The sequence below is a fragment of the Collinsella sp. Sow4_D11 genome (genome assembly GCF_052116465.1).
Lineage (GTDB): Bacteria > Actinomycetota > Coriobacteriia > Coriobacteriales > Coriobacteriaceae > Collinsella.
Map to the genome: position 1 here is coordinate 1 of NZ_JBQKLA010000012.1, position 20,206 is coordinate 20,206.

At 58.4% G+C, this 20,206-nt stretch carries 13 protein-coding genes and 2 tRNA genes; 13 read left to right on the forward strand and 2 right to left on the reverse strand.

From position 1 onward, the window contains the following. The coding region (locus ACTQ40_RS06280; protein ID WP_441563625.1) for a hypothetical protein at positions 1 to 222 on the reverse strand (222 nt) is incomplete at its 3' end. A gap of 49 nt (positions 223 to 271) precedes the next feature. Between ACTQ40_RS06280 and ACTQ40_RS06285 the strand changes: the two genes are divergently transcribed. From ACTQ40_RS06285 to ACTQ40_RS06295, 3 genes are all read left to right on the forward strand, one after another. Next, positions 272 to 348 (forward strand) — tRNA-Arg (locus tag ACTQ40_RS06285). Between the two features lie 825 nt (positions 349 to 1,173). Further along, positions 1,174 to 3,360, forward strand: coding sequence for a tetratricopeptide repeat protein (locus tag ACTQ40_RS06290; protein WP_441563626.1), 2,187 nt, complete (start codon positions 1,174 to 1,176; stop codon positions 3,358 to 3,360). A gap of 91 nt (positions 3,361 to 3,451) precedes the next feature. Then, positions 3,452 to 3,542, forward strand: a tRNA-Ser gene (locus ACTQ40_RS06295). Positions 3,543 to 3,865: 323 nt separating this feature from the next. Here the strand turns inward: ACTQ40_RS06295 and ACTQ40_RS06300 are convergent. After that, positions 3,866 to 5,206 carry a D-alanyl-D-alanine carboxypeptidase family protein gene (locus tag ACTQ40_RS06300; RefSeq protein WP_441563627.1) on the reverse strand — a complete coding sequence of 447 codons (1,341 nt, stop codon included), beginning with the start codon at positions 5,204 to 5,206 and terminating at the stop codon, positions 3,866 to 3,868. Positions 5,207 to 5,457: 251 nt separating this feature from the next. Between ACTQ40_RS06300 and pstB the strand changes: the two genes are divergently transcribed. From pstB to ACTQ40_RS06350, 10 genes are all read left to right on the forward strand, one after another. After that, entirely contained in the window at positions 5,458 to 6,333 is an 876-nt protein-coding gene (pstB, locus tag ACTQ40_RS06305) for a phosphate ABC transporter ATP-binding protein PstB (RefSeq protein ID WP_154517678.1), read from the forward strand. Positions 6,334 to 6,397: 64 nt separating this feature from the next. Next, entirely contained in the window at positions 6,398 to 7,126 is a 729-nt protein-coding gene (locus tag ACTQ40_RS06310; RefSeq protein ID WP_441563628.1) for a response regulator transcription factor, read from the forward strand. 3 nt (positions 7,127 to 7,129) lie between these two features. Further along, a complete protein-coding gene (locus ACTQ40_RS06315; protein WP_441563629.1) occupies positions 7,130 to 8,554 on the forward strand; it encodes a sensor histidine kinase in 1,425 nt (474 codons plus the stop codon). A gap of 177 nt (positions 8,555 to 8,731) precedes the next feature. Next, on the forward strand, positions 8,732 to 9,385 hold the full coding sequence (locus tag ACTQ40_RS06320) for a YveK family protein (RefSeq protein WP_441042482.1): 654 nt from the start codon (positions 8,732 to 8,734) through the stop codon (positions 9,383 to 9,385). Between the two features lie 2 nt (positions 9,386 to 9,387). After that, positions 9,388 to 9,924, forward strand: a complete 537-nt coding sequence (locus ACTQ40_RS06325; RefSeq protein WP_427794314.1) for a GNAT family N-acetyltransferase — start codon at positions 9,388 to 9,390, stop codon at positions 9,922 to 9,924. Between the two features lie 202 nt (positions 9,925 to 10,126). Then, on the forward strand, positions 10,127 to 12,151 hold the full coding sequence (gene htpG / locus ACTQ40_RS06330) for a molecular chaperone HtpG (protein ID WP_441563630.1): 2,025 nt from the start codon (positions 10,127 to 10,129) through the stop codon (positions 12,149 to 12,151). Between the two features lie 492 nt (positions 12,152 to 12,643). Continuing rightward, positions 12,644 to 15,409 carry a YhgE/Pip family protein gene (locus tag ACTQ40_RS06335; RefSeq protein WP_441563631.1) on the forward strand — a complete coding sequence of 922 codons (2,766 nt, stop codon included), beginning with the start codon at positions 12,644 to 12,646 and terminating at the stop codon, positions 15,407 to 15,409. Next, positions 15,410 to 17,599, forward strand: coding sequence for a YhgE/Pip family protein (locus ACTQ40_RS06340; RefSeq protein ID WP_441563632.1), 2,190 nt, complete (start codon positions 15,410 to 15,412; stop codon positions 17,597 to 17,599). It begins immediately after the preceding gene. 240 nt (positions 17,600 to 17,839) lie between these two features. After that, on the forward strand, positions 17,840 to 18,790 hold the full coding sequence (locus tag ACTQ40_RS06345; protein ID WP_441547629.1) for a DMT family transporter: 951 nt from the start codon (positions 17,840 to 17,842) through the stop codon (positions 18,788 to 18,790). 116 nt (positions 18,791 to 18,906) lie between these two features. Beyond that, positions 18,907 to 20,205, forward strand: coding sequence for a M20 family metallopeptidase (locus tag ACTQ40_RS06350; protein WP_441563633.1), 1,299 nt, complete (start codon positions 18,907 to 18,909; stop codon positions 20,203 to 20,205). The last annotated feature ends 1 nt before the right edge of the window (position 20,206 follow it).

Below are 20,206 nucleotides of genomic sequence, written 5' to 3' on the forward strand. Positions count from 1 at the left end.
CGTAAAGAAAACGCGGAGCGTTTTTAGCGAGCGGGCGAGCGCGCCGGCAGGCGGGCGAAGCCGGTGCGGATCCGCGAAGCGGATGCGCGGAATCCTATACGCCGCACCAATCGAACTTGAAGCCTCCGGCAACGGGGGCTTTTCTTTTTTGAAGCCATGCATGGATTCGAACCTCGGTCGAGGCGCGAGCAGCATAATCGCCACATCGTAAAATTTTTTCAAATTGTCGCTTGACCCGTCGGGGCCTCGCGTGCATAATAATCCGTGCGTTGCGGCGTTACCTCAGCTGGATAGAGGGTCTGACTACGAATCAGAACGTCATAGGTTCGAATCCTATACGCCGCACCAATTGACTTTAAAGCTCCCGGCAACGGGGGCTTTTCTTTTTTGGAAGCCATGCATGGATTCGAACCTCGGTCGAGGCGCGAGCGTAAAGAAAACGCGGAGCGTTTTTAGCGAGCGGGCGAGCGCGCCGGCAGGCGGGCGAAGCCGGTGCGGATCCGCGAAGCGGATGCGCGGAATCCTATACGCCGCACCAATTGACTTTAAAGCTCCCGGCAACGGGGGCTTTTCTTTTTTGGAAGCCATGCATGGATTCGAACCTCGGTCGAGGCTCGAGCGTAAAGAAAACGCGGAGCGTTTTTAGCGAGCGGGCGAGCGCGCCGGCAGGCGGGCGAAGCCGGTGCGGATCCGCGAAGCGGATGCGCGGAATCCTGCACGCCGCACCAATTGAGCTTAAAGCCTCCGGCGACGGGGGCTTTTCTTTTACGCCGCCATTCGACCCCAGACATTCGACTGGAATCGTGCGCCTCCGCCCGCGGGAGACTATTTCTTATCGACTCGTGTAAGATTCCGAGTAGATGTCGCGGTCCGTCCGCGACCACTCCTTCGCTAGACGACCGATCAGGGTGATATTTCGTGGCAGAGCGTCCGACATACAAGCTCAGGTTTCTCGACCCCAAAAAGCGTTTTCCATCGATGCCAGAGCAACCCGCGGGGCGCTCGTATGGTGTTGTCTGGAAAGTTTTTGGCGAGGATCCTAAAGAGTCTTGCTACGTCGTCGAATTCGTAGGCAAAAGCCACATATCGCTTTTGGGCTACGTGAGCGTGTCAGGTGAGGTCTATAAGGTTGACGGCCCTGTTCAGAAAGTGCCATTGCCCAAGAACCCCGACATGAAATTGATCCTTGACGAGTCCGATTCCAGTGTTGGCGAGATTTTGGTGCGGGGAGCCAACGGTGCAATGCGCGCTTGCGCGCGAACGGTCGGCTCTCCCGAAGGGGCCATGCGTGAGCAGTCCGACCACGAGACATGGAATTCGAGCCGTGCTCTCCCTTATGGCGAGTTTATGGCCTCGATGTTCTTGCGCTACGTGATATTTGCCGACCCCAAAAACGCCCTTGCGAACACGGTACCTGCCGACGAGCTCGATGAGGGTATAAAAAACACCGCCAACAAGATCAAACTCGTAAAGTTGCCCGAGCCGGTCGAGGTGTTTTTGGGCTTTAACACGGCACCGCTCCCCGATGCTATCGAGACACTGCTCTACCGCGTTGACCATGCCGATAATCCGAGTGGTATCGAGCGTTATGCCGCCGCCCTTATGAGCGAGGTCGATTTGCCCCGACTGCGCACCATCGCTGCCAAGTCCGAGATGGGTCTAGCGCGTATCGACCGCTCAAAGCTGTTCTATCTCAATTTTGATCGTAGCCTGCTGGACCAAGACGAGATTGACATGCTGCTTGCTATCGAGTGTCGTCTTAACCGCCTCTCCGGCATCCTTGAGCGCATCGGGGCCGGATTGGCCCCTGCGGCATCCTCGCCGAGCCTTGAGGGCTGCGCGCTCTTTGACGCGTGGCATATCGCCAAGACGACCAGCGATGTTCCCCGACTGCTCGATACGGCCTCGAGTGACAACCCGTGGGGCAAACCGGGTACGGTAGCTTGCCAGCCAGGCGGTGAGTGGGACGTGCGCACCCGTTTTGCGCGCGCGGTCGAAGCCCTCAACGTTGTCACGCGGCTTGACTATACCTATCGGGCAAACGTTGCCGAGGGGATTATGCTCGTTCGGTTTGGGCGCTCGGTCGTGGACGCCATGCCCCAACGTGAATACGACGCCCAGGATGACGTCTGGCGTGAGTTGGATGAGCCTAAGCGCGCAGCATGGGCCACCGAGCACGATGCGCGCGTGGCGCTCACGCTAGCAGCGGCTTGTTTTGCTGCCGGTGCCAGCATTACGCGCTGCTACGTTCAGATTGCGGCTCCCGATGGCGAGCAGGGTGAGCGCATTGTTGCAACATATTCCTTTGGGCGTGCGGCCTATCTGGCCAATTGCGTTCCCGCCGCTAAGAATTTTGAAAGCATGGATATGGATGATATGCCGTGCAAGCGCATGCTTGAGGCATATGAGTCGGACGCGCCGGATGCGATTGAGCCCGCTGAGGTTCATGCTCGCCCGCGTGACGACCACCGTTCGCTGCCGCCGGCGTTGCGCGACCTGCTGCTTGCCGATACGGCTGATGAGCTTGAGGTTATGGAGGAGGGCGATGACCCGTATGTGGCGCGCGTCGCTGAGTTGCGCGAGCGGGCAAAAGTCGACCGCGCGGGTGCGTTTGAGGGCTTTTCCCGTCTTGTTGAGGAGCTGGAGGCCAAGTGCGCCGTTGCCGAGCTTTTGGCGACAGGACCAGTCCAGACGCTGTTTTGCGACAACCAACTGGTGCGTATGGTGCTGCCGGTAATGGAGGAAGACCGCTCCGTTCGTATTTTGCGCGCTCCCGATGCGCTGTACTTTGCCCAGCATGAGATTTGCAGCTTTTACGCCGATCAGGAGGATTTTGAGCGGGCATTGCCCGAGGTGCGTCATCTTTACGATCTGGCGCGCTCATCCATGCAATCACACTTTGCACTCATCAACGTGTTGGCGCGTCTGGAGCGCTATGACGAGGTCATTGAGGTGGCGCGCCACGGCCTGCGCATTGCCAGTGACCGTTCCGCAATCGGCTACCTGTTCTATCGCCTAGCGTTTGCCTACTGGAACTGCGATCAGCTCGAGCTGGCGTTGGCGTGCTACCGCTTGGTACCGCGCGGCGAGGAGTCGGGTAGCAACGCACTGGAGGAAATGCAGGGCCTTATGAACGAGATGGGTGTCAATGAGCCACCGACGTTCGAGGAAGCGGTTGAGACCATCAGTAAGGCGGGGCTCGAACTGCCGCCGGTGCCCGCCGTGTCTAACCAGCTGGCAGACGCTGCTGTGCAGCTGGTCGATAACGGGTTCTTTTTCCTGGCACGCGTCTGCATCTTCCAAATGTGGCGCACGATGGGAAACGATGAGCTCGGCTCCCTCAGCCGGTCGTTGGGATAGGCGAAGCTTGCAAGGAGGAAAGGCTGCTGGGCAATTTGAAAATCCCCCTTGCCCATCCTCGACTGTTTGGTTACTATGGAACGGCTGTTACGGAGAGCTGACCGAGAGGCCGAAGGTGCTCGCCTGCTAAGCGAGTATGCCCCAAAAGGGCATCTGGGGTTCGAATCCCCAGCTCTCCGCCAGTATGACTTGAAAGAAGGGTCCCATTTGGGGCCCTTTTTTGATTAGAAGAATGTTAACTGGGGATTCGAACCCGAGAGGGCACGGGCGTTAAGCAAACGCGAAAGCGTTTGTAGCCCGTGGGCGAAAAGCCGCTAGGCTTTGAAGCCGGAGGGCATGCGTAGCATGCCCGGACATCCCCAGCTCTCCGCCAGTACGAATTTGAAAAAGGGCTCCGTAAGGGGCCCTTTTTGGTATGGAGAACGTTAGCTGGGGATTCGAACCCTCAAAAAATGAGGCGCCCCGTTGGACGCCTCATTTGGTTCGATGTGATATCGCTTTGGCCCTACACCTCAGGAGCCTTGGCTACGGTCTCGCTCTCGGCTGTGAGCGGGCGGTTGTCGATGCGGCGGCCCAGGCGGTCGAGCTTCACGAGCAGCCACTCGATGGGATTGGGCCCCGTTCCTTCCTCGTCGGCAACCAGGTCCATGACGGCAATCTTGGTGCCGTCCTGCTTAAGCGTAACGCTGCCCACCTTATCGCCAACATGCACCGTGCCCGAAAGGTCATCGTAGCTAACCTTTTCGGTCACTTCGCCGGCGAGTGAGAACACCGTTGCCTGCGCGGTGGGGTCGGCAAGCGTGGCGTCGATCGTTTTGTCTGTCCAGTCGGTTTGACTGACACGTGCCATCAGCGGGTTTCCGTTGGCGGTCTTCTTTTGCGTATTGGCGATTTCGACCGTTACCTTGTGGTCGTAATACCAACTAGCAAGTGTGGCCGTATCGGCAAAACGCTGGTCGGTGGTGCTGGAGTTCAAGACAACGGTATAGATCTCGTCGCCATCGCGATTGTAGGCGCTTGCAAAGCAGTATCCGGCATCGTCGGTGGTGCCGGTCTTACCGCCGATATTGCCGTCTTGGTCCAATAAAACATTGTGCGTTTCCATGGAATGCGAATGATCGGAGCCGTCGGCGCCCGTCACTTCGATCCAGGGCTCTTTGCTCGCCATGACTTCGCGAATCGTGTCGTCCTTCATGGCCTCTTGCATCATCAATGCCACATCGTGTGCGGTTGAATGCATATCGCCGGCCCATTCGTCAAAATCCAGCCCGTGCGGGTTCTCGAAGAGCGTTCCCGTGCAGCCGAGCTTCTTGGCCCGCTCGTTCATGGCTTTTACAAACGTAGCGACGGCATCTTTGGTCTTGGGGTCAAGTTTTTTGCCCACGTGTTCGGCAAGCGCGATGGCGGCGTCGTTGCCTGAGGGGATCATCAGGCCGCGCAGCGCTTGCTCGACGGTGAGCTCGTCGCCTTCGAGGAGTCCCGCGGTCGAGTTGCCTACGGCTGCCGCCGCGTTGCTCACGGTGATTTTCTCGTCCATTTTGCAGTTCTCGACCGCGAGGATTGCAGTCATGACCTTGGTGATCGAGGCGATTTTGACTTGCTCGTCAGCGCTACGGGCATAGTAGACGGTGCCGTTTTTACCCATGACAAACGCATTGGAGGCATCGATATCGGGCAGGTCTTCGGCTGCAATGCCGCGTGCATCGGCGGCTTTGCCGCAGATGTTATCGGTCGTGAGCACTTGGGCGCCGGCGACGGACGGAATACCGGCGACAAGGGCGACGGCGCAGGCAAGGCCAACGGTCAGCTGCGCGGAACGCTTTACAAGAGGGGTAAGATGCTTCACTGATTTCGCTTTCGACGGGATGGTCTCCTTTGGCTCTAGAGTATATCGTTTACCGGCTGTGCCGCTTGGGGTTTGGCGCGTAAGGTTTATCTTCGTGTCTGAGCGGACGCTTGGGTGTGCACGGTCGATATGATTGCCCGTCGCGTATCGAGGAGGTCCTTACAAATACTTGACAATACCCTCACGCATATATGAGCTGCGATTTTTACTATCGATACTGCTGATTTGATATCGATGTGGAGGTATGCGGTATGACGGCTGCTGCGGCTGTGGGGCCCACGGAGCTCGAGGAGCTAATGGAAGCGCAGGCCGAGGCCGCGCATGAGCGCGAAGTTGGGGATGCGACTCGCCCCACGGCAGAGGACCTTGCCGCCTCGCCGACGCGCATCGATGTCGAGGGCCTCGACCTGTTCTATGGCGATCACCACGCGCTTAAGGATGTGTCCATCAAGATCCGCGACAAGCAGATTACCTCGTTTATCGGTCCTTCGGGCTGCGGCAAGTCGACGTTGCTGCGTTGCTTTAACCGCATGAACGACGGCATCAAGGACTGCCGCATCGAGGGCAAGATTGCGCTCGATGGTCAAGATATCCTGGGCGATTACGACATCTGCCGCCTTCGTCAGCGCGTGGGCATGGTGTTCCAGCGCCCCAACCCGTTTCCCATGAGCATCTACGACAACGTCGCCTATGGCCCCCGCGGCATGGGTGTGCGCGATCGCGCTGTGCTGGATGAGCTGGTCGAGGATTCCCTGCGCCGCGCTGCCCTGTGGGACGAAGTCAAGGACAAACTCAAGGAGTCTGGTCTGGGGCTTTCGGGCGGACAGCAGCAACGTTTGTGCATCGCCCGTGCGCTTGCCGTGCGGCCCGATATTCTGTTGATGGACGAGCCGACCTCGGCGCTCGATCCCGTGTCGACGCTCGTGGTGGAGCAGCTGGCCTGCGAGCTCAAAGAGACCTGCACGCTCGTGGTCGTTACACACAATATGCAGCAGGCGGCGCGCATATCCGATTCCGTCGCGTTTTTCTTGCTAGGTGAGTTGGTGGAGCACGCGCCCACCGCTCAGCTTTTCAAAAATCCTACCGACCCGCGTACGGCAGATTATTTGACGGGACGTTTTGGCTGATACCATCTAGTAAAGGTACCTTTAGGATTAAGATGCGGTCATGCCGGCCGCAAAGGGGTTCAACATGATCTATTACGTCGAGGACGATGACAACATCAGGGATTTGACGGTCTATGCGCTGTGCAAGCAGGGGATCGAGGCCGAAGGCTTTTCGTGCGACGGTGAGTTTAAGGCTGCCGTGGCGCGACGGGTGCCCGATGCCGTGCTGCTCGATATCATGCTGCCCGATACCGATGGCTTGGCGATTATGCGTCGCCTGCGTGCCGATCGCCTGACGGAGACGGTGCCCATCATGATGCTTACCGCCAAGGATACCGAGCTCGACAAGGTGATGGCGCTCGATGGCGGTGCCGACGATTATCTGACTAAGCCGTTTTCGCTCATGGAGCTTGCGAGCCGCTGCCGCGCACTGCTGCGTCGCGGCGGCATGGTCAAGCAGGCGAGCGATGTGCTCAGCGTGGGCGATATCGTGCTTTCGCCCAGCCATCGCGAGGTGACCGTTGCCGGCGAGCCGCTTAAGCTCACCCTGCGCGAGTTCGACCTGCTCGAGTACCTCATGCGCAAGCCCGGCGTGGTCTTTACCCGCGAGTCGTTGCTGCAGAGCGTGTGGGGTTGGGATTTCGACGGCGGTTCGCGCACCGTTGACGTGCACGTGCAGACGCTTCGCCAAAAACTGGGCGAGCATGCCAGCGCCATCGAGACCGTGCGCGGCGTGGGCTACCGCTTGGCCGAGCCTTCTGCCGGTGACGGTGCCGAAGGTGACGACACCGCGGCCACCGCATCGGAGGAGTAACCCGTGGTCTTCGCCCCCCAGGGAAAACATACGCTGTCGCACCGCGTTTTTGTGACGATCTTTGTTTGCGCCATGGCGGTTATCGTGGCGTTTACGGTGCTGGGTGCGTTCTTTGTGCAAAACACCTTGGCGGATGCCACGAGTGCCAATCTGGCGCAGGAAACCGAGCTCATTGCTGCCGCCCTCGACGAACAGCAGGAGCCCATCCCGTTCTTGCGTAGCCTCGATCGCGAGGACTTGCGCATTACGCTGATTAACAAGGATGGATCGGTTGCCTACGACAACGAGGCGTCGCCTTCCTCACTGCCCAACCATGGCGATCGCCCCGAGGTCATCGAGGCCTTTGAGAGTGGTTTGGGTTCCGCGGAGCGTGCAAGCTCTACGCTCGACGAGATTATGCTGTATCGCGCCGTCGCCCTTGATAACGGCCAGGTTGTCCGCTTGGCGCAAGCCCAGCCTGGCGTTGCGGCGATTTTGCTGTCGATGGTGGCGCCGATGCTGCTTATCGCAGCAGCGGGTGCAATACTCTCGTTTTTTATGGCGCGCCGCGAGTCCCGTGCAATCATCGCGCCGTTGCAAGAGGTGGATTTGGACCACCCACGCCGTAGCTATGAGCACGCCTATGCCGAGATGGTCCCCATGCTTGAGCGTATCGAGTCGCAGCGCCAGGAACTCAAGCGCCAAATGGCGGTGCTAGCGGACAACGACCGAATGCGCCGCGAGTTCACGGCCAATATCACCCATGAGCTCAAGACCCCGCTTACCGCGATTTCGGGCTATGCCGAGCTTATTGCAAACGGCATGGTTGAGGGCGAGGACGACTTGCGCAACTTTGGTGGCCGCATCTATCGCGAGGCGGGCCGCCTGGCAGCGCTCGTCAACGACATTCTTACGCTTTCCAACTTGGACGAGGCGGAGCGAGCATCCGAGGGCGAGGCGGTGCCCATTGGGTCCACAGAACCCATCGAGCTCTCTCGCGCCATTTTGACGGTGGAACAGCGTCTTGAGCAAGTTGCCCGGCAGTCGAATGTGACCATTGGGCACGAGACGAAGCCCATGGTGATCGAAGGCGTGCCGCGCCTGATTGACGAGCTGATCTACAACCTTGCAAGCAACGCCATTCGCTACAACCGACCTGGCGGTACGGTCACGCTGCGCTGCGGGACCAATGACGAGGGTCATCCGTACCTGTCTGTTGCCGATACGGGTATCGGTATTGCGCCCGAGGAGCAGGGTAAAGTGTTCGAGCGTTTTTATCGCGTGGACAAGAGTCGTTCTAAGGCGCGTGGCGGAACCGGCCTGGGTTTGGCGATCGTCAAACACGCCGCTCTGTACCATCATGCCAATATCGACCTGTCGAGTGAGCCGGGAGTGGGGACAACCATCACGGTGACGTTTCCCGCACAGCAGAAAGAGCCGTTTGCATAGCGCTTGGCCGCTGGCCTTGATGTAAACGCCGCATCGGGGTTGCCGGTGCGGCGTTATTGTTGCGCAAGATTGTTATAAGCGCTGTAGCTTATGTATAGAGTTTGGACATGGGAAAAAGATGCGATAACAAATGGACAGTTTTGTCAATACGAACTCGGGAACTGAAAGGCACGCTGCATGGCCCTTCTCGAATTGTTCCAGCTGCTTAAAAAGCATCTCAAGCTGGTCATTACCCTTCCGGTGGTCTGTGCGATCGTCATGGGTATCGCGTCCTTTGCCATGATGGACAATACCTACACCGCCACGACGAGCATGTACATTCTCGCTAAGACCGACGGCGGTCAGATGAGCTATAACGACCTTTCGGCGAGCCAGATGCTTTCCAACGATATCGCCACGCTGCTCGACAGCGATAGCGTTAAGAGCGGTGCCGCCAAGGATCTGGGCCTTTCCGATTTGGATGATTACAAGATTGCCGTTTCGTCCGAGACTACGACGCGCGTCATTACGCTTTCGGTGACGGGTACCGATGCCAAGGAGACGGCCAAGGTTGCAAGGGCAATGGCCAACTCGGTAAGCACGGTCGCCCAGAATGTTGGCGCCGCCCAGAGCATTAACGTGGTCGATGAAGCCAAGACCCCTGAGTCTCCGAGCGGCCCCAAGCGCTTGCTGTATGTTGCCGTTGCGTTCCTTGCCGGCGTCTTTATCGCAATTGCCTACGTTGTTTTGGCAGATATACTCAACATGCGTATCCGCGGTGCCGAAGAGGCAGAAGAGCTCCTGGGTATTCCCGTTGTTGGCCGAATTCCGGCTATGAAAGGTGGTAAATAGGCATGGCTAAGGCGAAGAACACCGATAAAGGGGCCGCCTTGGATATCCAACTTAAGACAGGTTGCTTTGAGGACGCGGCGCTGGTGCGCCGCGCCGTTTTTATGGACGAACAAGGCTATGAAAACGAGTTTGACCAGATTGACGAGGACCCGGGCTGCATCCATGTGACGCTGTATGTGGATGGCCAACTCACCGGCTGCTCGCGCGTGTTTCCCGAGGAGCTGGAGCGCGCGGCAGATGCGGAGGCTCCGGTGCCACCGGCGTGCGACTTGGACGAAGGCGTCGCCGCGGGGGAGACCTACATTATGGGGCGCGTCGCCGTGCTGCCGGCTATGCGTCGTCGCGGATTGGCAAGCGCGATCGTCGAGGCCAGCGATACATGCGCACGCGATGCTGGCGCTAGACTAATTAAGCTGCACGCGCAGGAATACGTGTTGCCGCTCTATGAAAAGGCTGGCTACACACAAATTGCCCCGGTTGACTACGAAGACGAGGGCCAGCCCCATGCCTGGATGGCCAAGCGCGTAGATGGCAGATAGGGACGTTCCTTTTCTGTCGACAGTTGGGGACACTCCTCGGCAATTGGCGCATCGGAGTGCTCGGACATACAGTTTTTCGATTCCGCATGTATATATGCGCGCTAATGGGTTATAAAATCTAAGTCTGAACATAGCAGGTCTGCGATACGGCTCGGGTAACCGGGCTGTTTTTGCGGACGGGGGTAGCGCGAAAGGACTGCACATGCGTCAATTTAAGACCGAGAGCAAAAAGTTGCTCGACCTCATGATCAACTCCATCTACACCAACAAGGAAATCTTCCTGCGCGAGCTTATTTCTAACGCGAGCGACGCCGTCGACAAGCTCAACTTTAAGAGCCTGCAGGATCCGAGCGTCAAGCTCGACCAGGGCGACCTGGCTATTCGCGTCTCCTTTGATAAAGACGCCCGCACCATTACCATCTCGGATAACGGCATTGGCATGACCGCCGAGGAGCTCGAGCGCAACCTGGGCACCATCGCCCATTCCGGCTCCGAGGAGTTTAAGACCGAGAACGCCGAGCAGCAGGGTTCGGATGTCGACATCATCGGTCAGTTTGGCGTGGGCTTCTACTCGGCCTTTATGGTCGCCAGCCACGTGAAGGTGGTCAGCCGCGCTTATGGCGAGGATGTCGCCCATGTGTGGGAATCCGACGGTCTTGAGGGCTATACCATCGAGGACGGCGAGCGCGCCGAGCACGGCACCGATGTCATCCTGACGCTGCGCGAGAACGAGAAGCTCGACGCCGATGGCGAGGCCGAGACCTACGATCGCTTCCTGACCGAGTGGGGCCTCAAGAGCCTGATTCAGCAGTACAGCAACTATGTGCGCTACCCGATCCAAATGATGGTCTCCAAGAGCCGCCAGAAACCCAAGCCCGAGGACGCGCCGGAGGATTACAAGCCCGAGTACGAGGACTACCAGGAGCTCGAGACCGTTAACTCCATGACGCCGATCTGGAAGAAGCGCAGCTCCGATGTTGAGCAGAAGGACTATGACGAGTTCTACAAGTCTACGTTCCACGACTTTGACGATCCTGCGCGCACCATCAGCTTCCACGCCGAGGGTACGCTCGAGTACGACGCCCTGCTGTTTGTGCCGGGCCGCGCGCCGTTCGATTTGTACAGCAAGGACTACGAGAAGGGCCTGGCGCTCTACAGCTCCAACGTCCTGATCATGGAGAAGTGCGACGACCTGCTTCCCGACTACTATAACTTTGTCCGCGGCGTCGTGGATTCCGCCGACGTGTCGCTCAACATCTCGCGCGAGACGCTGCAGCAGAACCGTCAGCTCAAGGCTATCGCCAAGCGTGTGGAAAAGAAGATTACCGCCGACCTTGAGGATATGCGTGACAACGACCGCGAGGCCTACGAGAAGTTCTTTGAGAACTTTGGCCGTGGCCTTAAGTACGGCATCTATTCGAGCTATGGCATGAAGGCCGATGAGCTCGCCGACCTGCTGCTGTTCTGGTCTGCCAAGGAGCAGAAGATGATTACCCTGGCCGAGTATGCCAAGGGCATGCCCGAAGATCAGAAGGCCATCTACTACGCCGCTGGCGACTCGCGTGAGCGCTTGGCCAAGATGCCCGTGGTAAAGGGTGTGCTCGACCGCGGCTATGACGTGCTGCTGCTGACGCAGGATGTAGATGAGTTCACGTTCCAGGCTATGCGTGAGTACGTTGCCGTCGATATGCCCAAGATCTACGAGGACGACGCTGCCCGCGAGGCTGCCGAGAAGGCTGTTGCCGACGGTGCCGAGCCCGAGGTCGAGGATCGTCACCTGGAGCTCAAGAATGTCGCTACCGGCGATCTTGACCTGGCGACCGAGGACGAGAAGAAGGAGGCCGAGGACGCAACTAAGGAGAACGAGGACCTCTTTAGCGCCATGAAGGAGGCACTCGGTGACAAGGTCGAGAAGGTCGCTGTCTCTGCGCGCCTGACCGATGCTCCCGCCTGCATCACCACCGAAGGCCCGCTTTCGCTCGAGATGGAGAAGGTGCTTCAGAAGGGTCCCGAGGGCGCGGCCGACGGTATGCCCAAGAGCCAGCGCGTGCTCGAGCTCAACGCTAAGCACCCGGTCTTCGCCAAGCTCGTCGCTGCCCAGAAGGCGGGCGATGCCGACAAGATTAAGCAGTACTCCGGCCTGCTCTACGACCAGGCCCTGCTCGTCGAGGGTATTTTGCCCGAGGACCCCGTTGCCTTCGCGGCGGCTGTCTGCGAGCTTATGTAATTAGGTAGTTACGCGGTTTTACCAAACCGCGTAACGGCTCGACGCTGCCCTCAGTTCCGCCGTTCTAACGAACGGCGGACCGGTCGACGGTGCGGGGCCACAAGAGCTACAACTTGTCATTCAAAGAGGACGGCATGACCAGAAGGTCTATGCCGTCCTCTTTTCATGCCAATTTGTTCGCTCTGGTGCCCGCTCGCTGGCATTGCCAAAACATCGACGTTACCGTGGTCCAAACTAGTCGTTTGGGACGTTCTTGTTTGACTGGTCGTTTAAGAGCGTCCCCAATGACTAGTTGGATTGCTAATTTGTGCGGGTTGTGGTTTTGGGAGCTGCGGGAATTTAAGATACTGTACAACTGTACGTTAACTCATCTTCGTAGTATATTGCTACCCGCAAAACTCAATACCATTGTGCATCGAGACGTTAAAACGCCTTCGTACAATGGTTATCGATAGTACGATTCGATTCAACGACAGGATGGATGGTCCAAGCGTGAGTCTCGGCAGCAAACTATCCGATGCAAAGGTCTCCTTTGCGATATTTAAGCGCGACATTAAGCGACTGCTTGTGAATCCCGTCGCCCTGGTGGTTACCCTCGGCGTGTGCGTTATTCCCTCGCTGTATGCCTGGTACAACATCGTGGCAAACTGGGATCCGTACGGAAACACCCAGGGTATCAAGATTGCCATCGCCAACAACGATCAGGGCACCCAAAACGACTTGGTGGGCGAGCTCAACGCGGGCGATAAGGTCGTCGATCAGCTCAAGGAGAACGATCGGCTGGGCTGGACCTTCGTCGATTCGGCGGCCGATGCTAAAGAGGGCGTCGAGAGCGGCGAGTACTATGCGGCCATCGTAATCCCCAAGAACTTCTCGGATAACCTGGTTTCGATGCTCGACGGCAACTACCATCAGCCCAAGCTTACGTACTACGTCAATGAGAAGAAGAGCGCTATTGCGCCCAAGGTTACCGACACCGGTGCAAGCACCATCGAGGAGCAGATCAACTCGGAATTTGTCTCCACGGCGGGCGAGACTGTTGCCGGTATCGCCAAGGATGCCGGAGTCGATTTAAAGGACAAGGCAACCCAGACCCAGGATTCGCTGGCAAGTTCGGTGTCCGAAGCATCCGATACCTTGGGCGAGGTGCGTGGTTCGATTGGCGACATGAATGCCGCCATCGATAAGACGAGTGGTTCCATTGCCTCGGCAGATGCAGCACTTGCCGGTCTACAGGGTCAGGCGCCGTCGCTGACGCAGGCGATCTCCCAGGGCAACGACCTGCTGGGCGAGGCTCGCGCCACGGCGGGTAATTCCATCACCTCGCTCTCCAAAGCGCTCTCGGAAGGCAGCCTTGCGCTCACCAAGACGTCAGCCTCCGCGAACGCTGCGATTGGCAAGCTGACGGGCACGGTCGCATCTACGACCACCCGTATCGACAACTCGCTTGAGTCTCTCCAGGCGACGATCGACCACAATAAGGCCGTTATCGGGCACTTGGAAATTCTCGTTAATGACACGTCGACAGGTTCCGAGGAAATTGACGCGCGCATTGTATCGACCATCGATTTGCTCCGCGAGCAGAATGAAAAGCTTCAGAGCATCAAGGATAGTCTGTCTGCGCAGTCGAGCGCCATGGCGAATGACGCCGCGGCTGTCTCGGGTGCCAGCGACGCTATCAATAACGCAATCCAGACTGGTGCGACTAACCTTGGCCAGGCCCAGACGGACCTGGGTCAAAACGCGCTGCCGAAGGCCTCGAGCGCGCTTGATTCATTTGCCGCCGTCTCGGGTGATCTGACGGGAATCGTGTCTGGCCTCACGCCTGCTATTGCAAGTGCGCGCGGTACACTTTCGCAACTCAACGCTACGCTCGGTCAGGCCAAGACCACGTTGTCCCAGACCGATGCCTCGCTTGCCAAGGTCCAGGACAAGCTCGCAACCGCCGCCAACGACATTGCGGCGCTGCAGACCTCCGAGTCCATGGGCGAGCTGGCTGAACTGATGGGTGTCGACGTCAATGACGTGGCAGACTTTATGGCATCTCCCGTAGAGCTGACTTCCAAGTCAATTTTCCCGGTCAAGAGCTTTGGCTCGGGCATCGCTCCCTTCTATACCAATCTGGCGCTTTGGGTGGGCGGCTACGTGCTTATCGCTATCTACAAGCTCGAGGTCGACCGCGAAGGCATCGGCAGCTTTACCGCGCGTCAGGGCTACTTTGGCCGCTGGCTGCTACTGGTGATCCTGGGCGCGTTCCAGGCCATTATCGTTACGGTAGGCGATCTGGTGATTGGCGTGCAGTGCGTCAGCCCGCTGCTGTTCGTGCTGGGCGGCATCGCCATTTCGTTCACCTACGTCAATATTATCTATGCGCTGTCCACCACGTTTAAGCATATCGGCAAGGCGATCGGCGTCATCCTGGTCATTGTGCAGATTCCGGGCTCTTCGGGCATGTACCCCATCGAGATGATGCCCGGCTTCTTCCAGTGGCTGCATCCGCTGCTGCCCTTTACCTACGGCATCAATCTGCTGCGCGAGACGGTCGGCGGCATGTATTCGTTCAACTACCTGTTTAACCTGTGCATTCTGGGCGTGTTCTTGATCGTGGCGCTCTTTATCGGCCTGCAGCTGCGTCCGCTGCTGCTCAACCTTAACCTGCTCTTTGATAAACAGCTTTCCACGACCGGTATGATGATTTGCGAGTCCAACGACCTGCCGCGCCAGCGCTACTCGCTGCGCACGGCCATGCGTGTCATGCTCGATTCTGATTCGTACCGTCGCGAACTGCTCGACCATGCGGTGACCTTTGAGCACCGTTACCCCTACTACATCAAGGGCGGTTTTGCCGCCGTGGTGGGCGTTCAGGTCCTGCTCTTTGTCCTGTCGACGGTTCTCGATATCGACAATAACGGCAAGATCATCCTGCTTGTCATTTGGATCATCTCGGTTATTGCTATCTGCGGCTGGCTTATCAATATCGAATATATCCGCGCGAGCCTCAATACCCAGATGCGCATCTCGGCGCTTTCGGATGAGGACTTGCGTCGCGAGATGCGCGAACACACGGCCGCCATTCCTGCCGCCCGCCACATGTTTGGCCTCAACGCCAGCGAGCGTGGTGCCAAGGGCGGCGATCAGTCCGCGGGCCGCTTGCCGCATATAGGATCGCACCATAAATCTCAGGGCAGCGACAGCACAGCCACAAATGATGGAGATACCACCGCGCTTGGCAAGCACTCCAAAGGAGGTGAGGCATAAATGAAGAACATCCTGCATCTGTTTAAGCGCGATGTCCAAAACGTGTCTCGCTCCGTGATCGGCCTGATTGTCGTGATGGGCCTCATTATCGTGCCGTGTCTGTACGCGTGGTTTAACATCGCCGGCAGCTGGGATCCGTACGGCAACACCGGCAATCTTAAGATTGCCGTGGTCAACACCGACGAGGGCTACGAGAGCGATCTGATTCCCGTCGAGGTCAACGTGGGCGAAAACGTAACCGCCACCCTGCGCGGCAACGAGAACTTCGACTGGGTTGTCCTCAACGACCGCGATAAGGCGATCGAGGGCGTTAAGTCGGGCGCGTACTACGCTGCCGTCGTTATCCCTAAAACGTTTAGCGCCGACATGATGACGCTTTTCTCGACTGAGGTGAAGCACGCCGATATCGAGTTTTACGAGAACCAGAAGGCCAACGCCATCGCGCAGATCGTGACCGAGAAGGGTTCGAACGCCGTTCAAAGCCAGGTTAACGAAACTTTTACCGAGACCATTACGAGCATCGGTCTTAAGACGGTGTCCAGCCTGCTCGATTACATGAGCACCGACCAGGTCAGCAACTTTATCGCCAACCTGTCCTCGACGCTCGGCGATTCGGTCCAGGACCTGCAGGGCGTTCAGGCCAGCGCAACGTCGCTTGCGGGCATTTTGAGCTCCACGTCCGATTCGCTGACGTCGGCGAGCGGTATGCTCCAGCAGACGGGTACCGTCGATGAGTCGACCAAGCAGTTGATGGAACACGCCAAGAGCGGCATCAATGATTCCAAGGAAGCGCTCAAGGCCGCCAACGATGCCGTTGACGCGGCGATTGACGGAAGCGCGGGCTCGTTCGACAATGTGTCTGCCGAGCTCGCGAAGGCGTTCGACACCGCAAACCAGCATGTGGACCTTACGGTGTCCCAGCTCAACGATGCCGCGGCGGCGCTCAATACACGTGCCGACGATATCGACGCCACGGCCGACCAGCTCCGCGGCTTTGCCGAGCAGGTCAGTGACGAAAAGCTCCAGGAGAGCCTTAAGTCTGTAGCAACATCGCTGGGCAGGATCGCGGTGGAGTATCGCAACAACGCCAAGGACCTGACGGCAACTGCTAAGTCCCTTTCTGACAGCATGGCAGAGGTCAACAGCACGCGTGCCGAGGTCGATCAGGCCATCGCCGATGCCAAGGCCGGCATTGCGGGAGCCAAATCCGATTACGATTCCACGTTCTCGGTTAAGGCCAAGGAGCTCAAGAAGACCGTCTCGGGCATTCTAGACTCGCTCGATGGTATCTCGGGCGATTTGGATAGCGCCGTAGACGGCCTGACCGATGCATCCGGTTCGCTGGCAAAGGGCCTCTCCAAGGCTGCAAAGCTGGTCAACAGGGTTTCCGATCAGCTGGGCGAGGCGTCGGACAAGATCGGCGCGTTTAAGGACGAGCTCGACGGTGCCTTGATGTCGGATGATCTTGCGACGATTAAGACGATGATCGGCAACGATCCCGAGGGTTTGGCCGTGTCGCTTTCCGGCCCCGTCGCGCTCGACCGCAAGCCGGTCTATCCGATCCGCAACTACGGTTCGGCCATGGCGCCGTTCTATACGATTCTGTCGCTGTGGGTGGGTTCGATTGTGCTGGCAGCCATGATGAAGGTCTCGGTCGACGATGAGCTTATCAACGAGCTCATCCCCGTACGCCTGCACGAGATCTATTTGGGCCGCTACTTGTTCTTTGGCGGCTTGGCCTTGCTGCAGGCGACGCTCGTGTGCGCCGGCGATATCTTGTTCTTTGGAATCCAGTGCGACAACCCGCTGCAGTTTGTGCTGGCGGGCTGGATCGCGAGTCTCGTGTTCTCCAATATCGTCTACACGCTTACGGTTTCGTTTGGCGATATCGGCAAGGCGCTCGCTGTCGTGCTGTTGGTCATGCAGGTCGGTGGTTCGGGCGGTACATTCCCCATCGAGATGACCGGCCCCGTGTTCCAGGCGATCTATCCGTTCCTGCCGTTTACCCATGGCATCAATGCCATGCATGCTGCCATGGCTGGCGCCTACCATATGGAGTACTGGGTTGAGCTGGGTATTCTGGCGAGCTATCTGATTCCGTCGCTGGCCCTGGGTGTGGTCTTCCGCCGTCCGGTCATCAAAGCCAACGACTGGATTATCGAAAAGCTGGAGAGTACTAAATTAATCTAGCGCAACAATGTGAACGCTGATGTTGCCGGAGCATCGAGGCTTTTGTGTTCGATACTTTAGTGGGCTGAATTGCGTGGGCTGCTTGATTGTTGCTACAGTTGCGGGGCGTGCCGGGGGTCCGGCGCGTCCCGTTTTTATTTGACCATGAGGCGGCATGCGGTCGCGCGCGTGCGGACACCACGCCCAGACCGAGCGCGAGGATGCCCTATGGCCCATCATGCCGCTATTGAAATCGAAAATATGCCCGATAGCCCTGTAGCCCGCGAAGACCTGGGTGCCGGCGGTGCCTCTCGCGGTGCCGGTGCGCGCTCGCCGCTGTTCTGGAAGGTCTTGCTGCTTTCGATAGCGGTCATCTGGGGCTATTCCTTTACCACCATGAAGGACGCGCTCGATACCATTCCGGTGTTCGAGCTGCTCTACATTCGCTTTCTTCCGGCGTCGCTGGTCATGCTTGCCGTCTTCCACAAGCGCATTGTTGCCCATTTCAACGCTCGAAATCTGATTGTTGGACTTGGTATGGGCGCGCTCATGTGGGGTGCCTACGGTTTGCAGACGATTGGCCTGGCGCAGACCACGGCAGGCAAAAGCGCGTTTTTGACGGGCACGTACTGCATCTTGGTTCCGTTTGCGAGCTATGTCCTAAGCGGCGAAAAACTTACCCGTTACAACTTGGGCGCCGCGTTGCTGTGTCTGGCGGGCATTGGCTTGGTGGCGCTTGATAGCGTCGAGTTCAATGTCGGCGATGTTATTACGCTGGGCGGCGCGGTCTTCTTTGCCATCCAGATGGCGGTGGCCGCTAAGTACGGTCGCAAGATGGACATCAACGTCATCACGTTTTGGATGTTTGCGGGCAACGGTGTGCTGTGCCTGATCTCTTCGCTGCCGTTCGAGACCCAGGCGCCTTTATCCGTGTGGACGCCGAGCTTTATTGGCGTGATGGCATTTCTCTCGGTGGGCTGCACATGCGTGGGTTTGCTCATCCAAAACGTGGGCTTGGCGCATGTCCCGGCCTCGACGGGCTCACTACTGCTTTCGATGGAGTCGCCATCGGGCGTGCTGTTTTCGGTGCTGCTGATGGGGGAGGTGCTCACCTCGCGTTTGCTTGCCGGATTTGCGCTCATCTTCCTGTCGATTATCTTGAGCGAGACGCACTTTGGCTTTTTGCGTAAAAAGCCGCGAGCGCGTTTGTAAACAATCTGTTGCGCCGTCCCTCTGGGGCGGCGTTTTTTATGCGTTGTCTTTAAAGTTATGCCTTGCACTTTAGAGTATGAAAGTGCTTGCTGCTAAAACTTTACTGGAGGGCATCTATGGCACCAGCTCTGTCCGATTTCCAACCACAACCAGCGCTTCAGACCTCAGCGGCGGCGCAAGCCGCCATTGGCGACGGTCTGGTCAAAGAGGCTCAGGCTTTTGCCGATGAGCTTGCCGCATGGCGTCACGATCTGCATCGGATGCCCGAACTCGGTAACGATCTCCCACAGACCTCTGCGTATATCCAAGCGCGCCTGAACGAGATGGACATCCCATTTTCCACGCTCGTCGATGGTTCCTGCGTTGTGGGCCTTGTCGGTGCCGGTGCCGCCGCGGCCCAGGGCAATGGCGTCTGCACGGACGAACAGGCCGGTACGGTCGTTATGCTGCGCGGCGACATGGATGCCCTGCCCGTTGTCGAGGAATCCGGCGAGCTCTTTGCATCTACCAATGGCTGCATGCATGCTTGCGGTCATGATATGCACGCGACGGCGCTGCTTGGTGCGGCGCGCCTGCTCAAGGCTCGCGAGGCCGCGCTTGTCGACGCCAATGCCACCGTCAAGCTGTTGTTCCAGCCGGGCGAGGAGACCTTTGAGGGGGCACGTGCTGCCATCGCCGACGGCTTGCTCGAGAACCCGCGTCCTCAGGCGGCTTTTGCCATGCATGTCAACAGCCAGTCGCCGCTTGGCCTGGTGCTCTACGGCAGCCCGGCGCTTTCGGGCGTGTACGGTTTCCGCATCACGCTGCAGGGCAAGGGCGGCCACGGTTCGAGCCCCGAGATCTGCATCGACCCCATCACGGCAGGCGTGCATGTGCACCTGGCGCTCCAGGAGCTTATCGCTCGTGAGGTGCCGGCGGCCAAGGAGGTCGCGCTCACCGTGGGTAAGTTTGCCGGTGGCCAAGCGGCCAATGTGATTCCCGACACCTGCGTGCTCGAGGGAACATTGCGCGGCTTTGACGTTGAGCTCATGGAGCACCTCAAGACCCGCATCGCGGAGGTCGTCAAAGGCGTTGCCACGACCTATCGTACGCCGGCGACTATCGAGACGCTCTCGGATGTTCCCCCGCTCGTGCTCGATGACGATATGACCCAGGCTTCGCTTGGCTACGTGGGTGCGACGTTGCCCAAGGCCGCCTTCCTGCCGCTGTTCCATGCCATGGCGAGCGAGGACTTTGCGCTTATCTCGAGCGAGATACCGAGCGCGTACTTTACGTTCGGTGCGGCTGTGACCGATACGGACGAGCACTTTGCCCAGCACCATCCCAAGGCACGCTTTAGCGATGCCGAGTTGCCGCTCGGCGCCGCGGCTTATGCGGCGGTCGCCCTGGGCTATATCGCCGACCACAAGGAGTAAT

Coding starts and splice junctions, on each gene's coding strand:
- ACTQ40_RS06340 (WP_441563632.1), top strand. CDS start 15,410: ATGAAGAACATCCTGCATCTGTTTAAGCGCGATGTCCAAAACGTGTCT.
- ACTQ40_RS06345 (WP_441547629.1), top strand. CDS start 17,840: ATGCCCGATAGCCCTGTAGCCCGCGAAGACCTGGGTGCCGGCGGTGCC.
- htpG (WP_441563630.1), top strand. CDS start 10,127: ATGCGTCAATTTAAGACCGAGAGCAAAAAGTTGCTCGACCTCATGATC.
- pstB (WP_154517678.1), top strand. CDS start 5,458: ATGACGGCTGCTGCGGCTGTGGGGCCCACGGAGCTCGAGGAGCTAATG.
- ACTQ40_RS06325 (WP_427794314.1), top strand. CDS start 9,388: ATGGCTAAGGCGAAGAACACCGATAAAGGGGCCGCCTTGGATATCCAA.
- ACTQ40_RS06350 (WP_441563633.1), top strand. CDS start 18,907: ATGGCACCAGCTCTGTCCGATTTCCAACCACAACCAGCGCTTCAGACC.
- ACTQ40_RS06320 (WP_441042482.1), top strand. CDS start 8,732: ATGGCCCTTCTCGAATTGTTCCAGCTGCTTAAAAAGCATCTCAAGCTG.
- ACTQ40_RS06290 (WP_441563626.1), top strand. CDS start 1,174: ATGAAATTGATCCTTGACGAGTCCGATTCCAGTGTTGGCGAGATTTTG.
- ACTQ40_RS06310 (WP_441563628.1), top strand. CDS start 6,398: ATGATCTATTACGTCGAGGACGATGACAACATCAGGGATTTGACGGTC.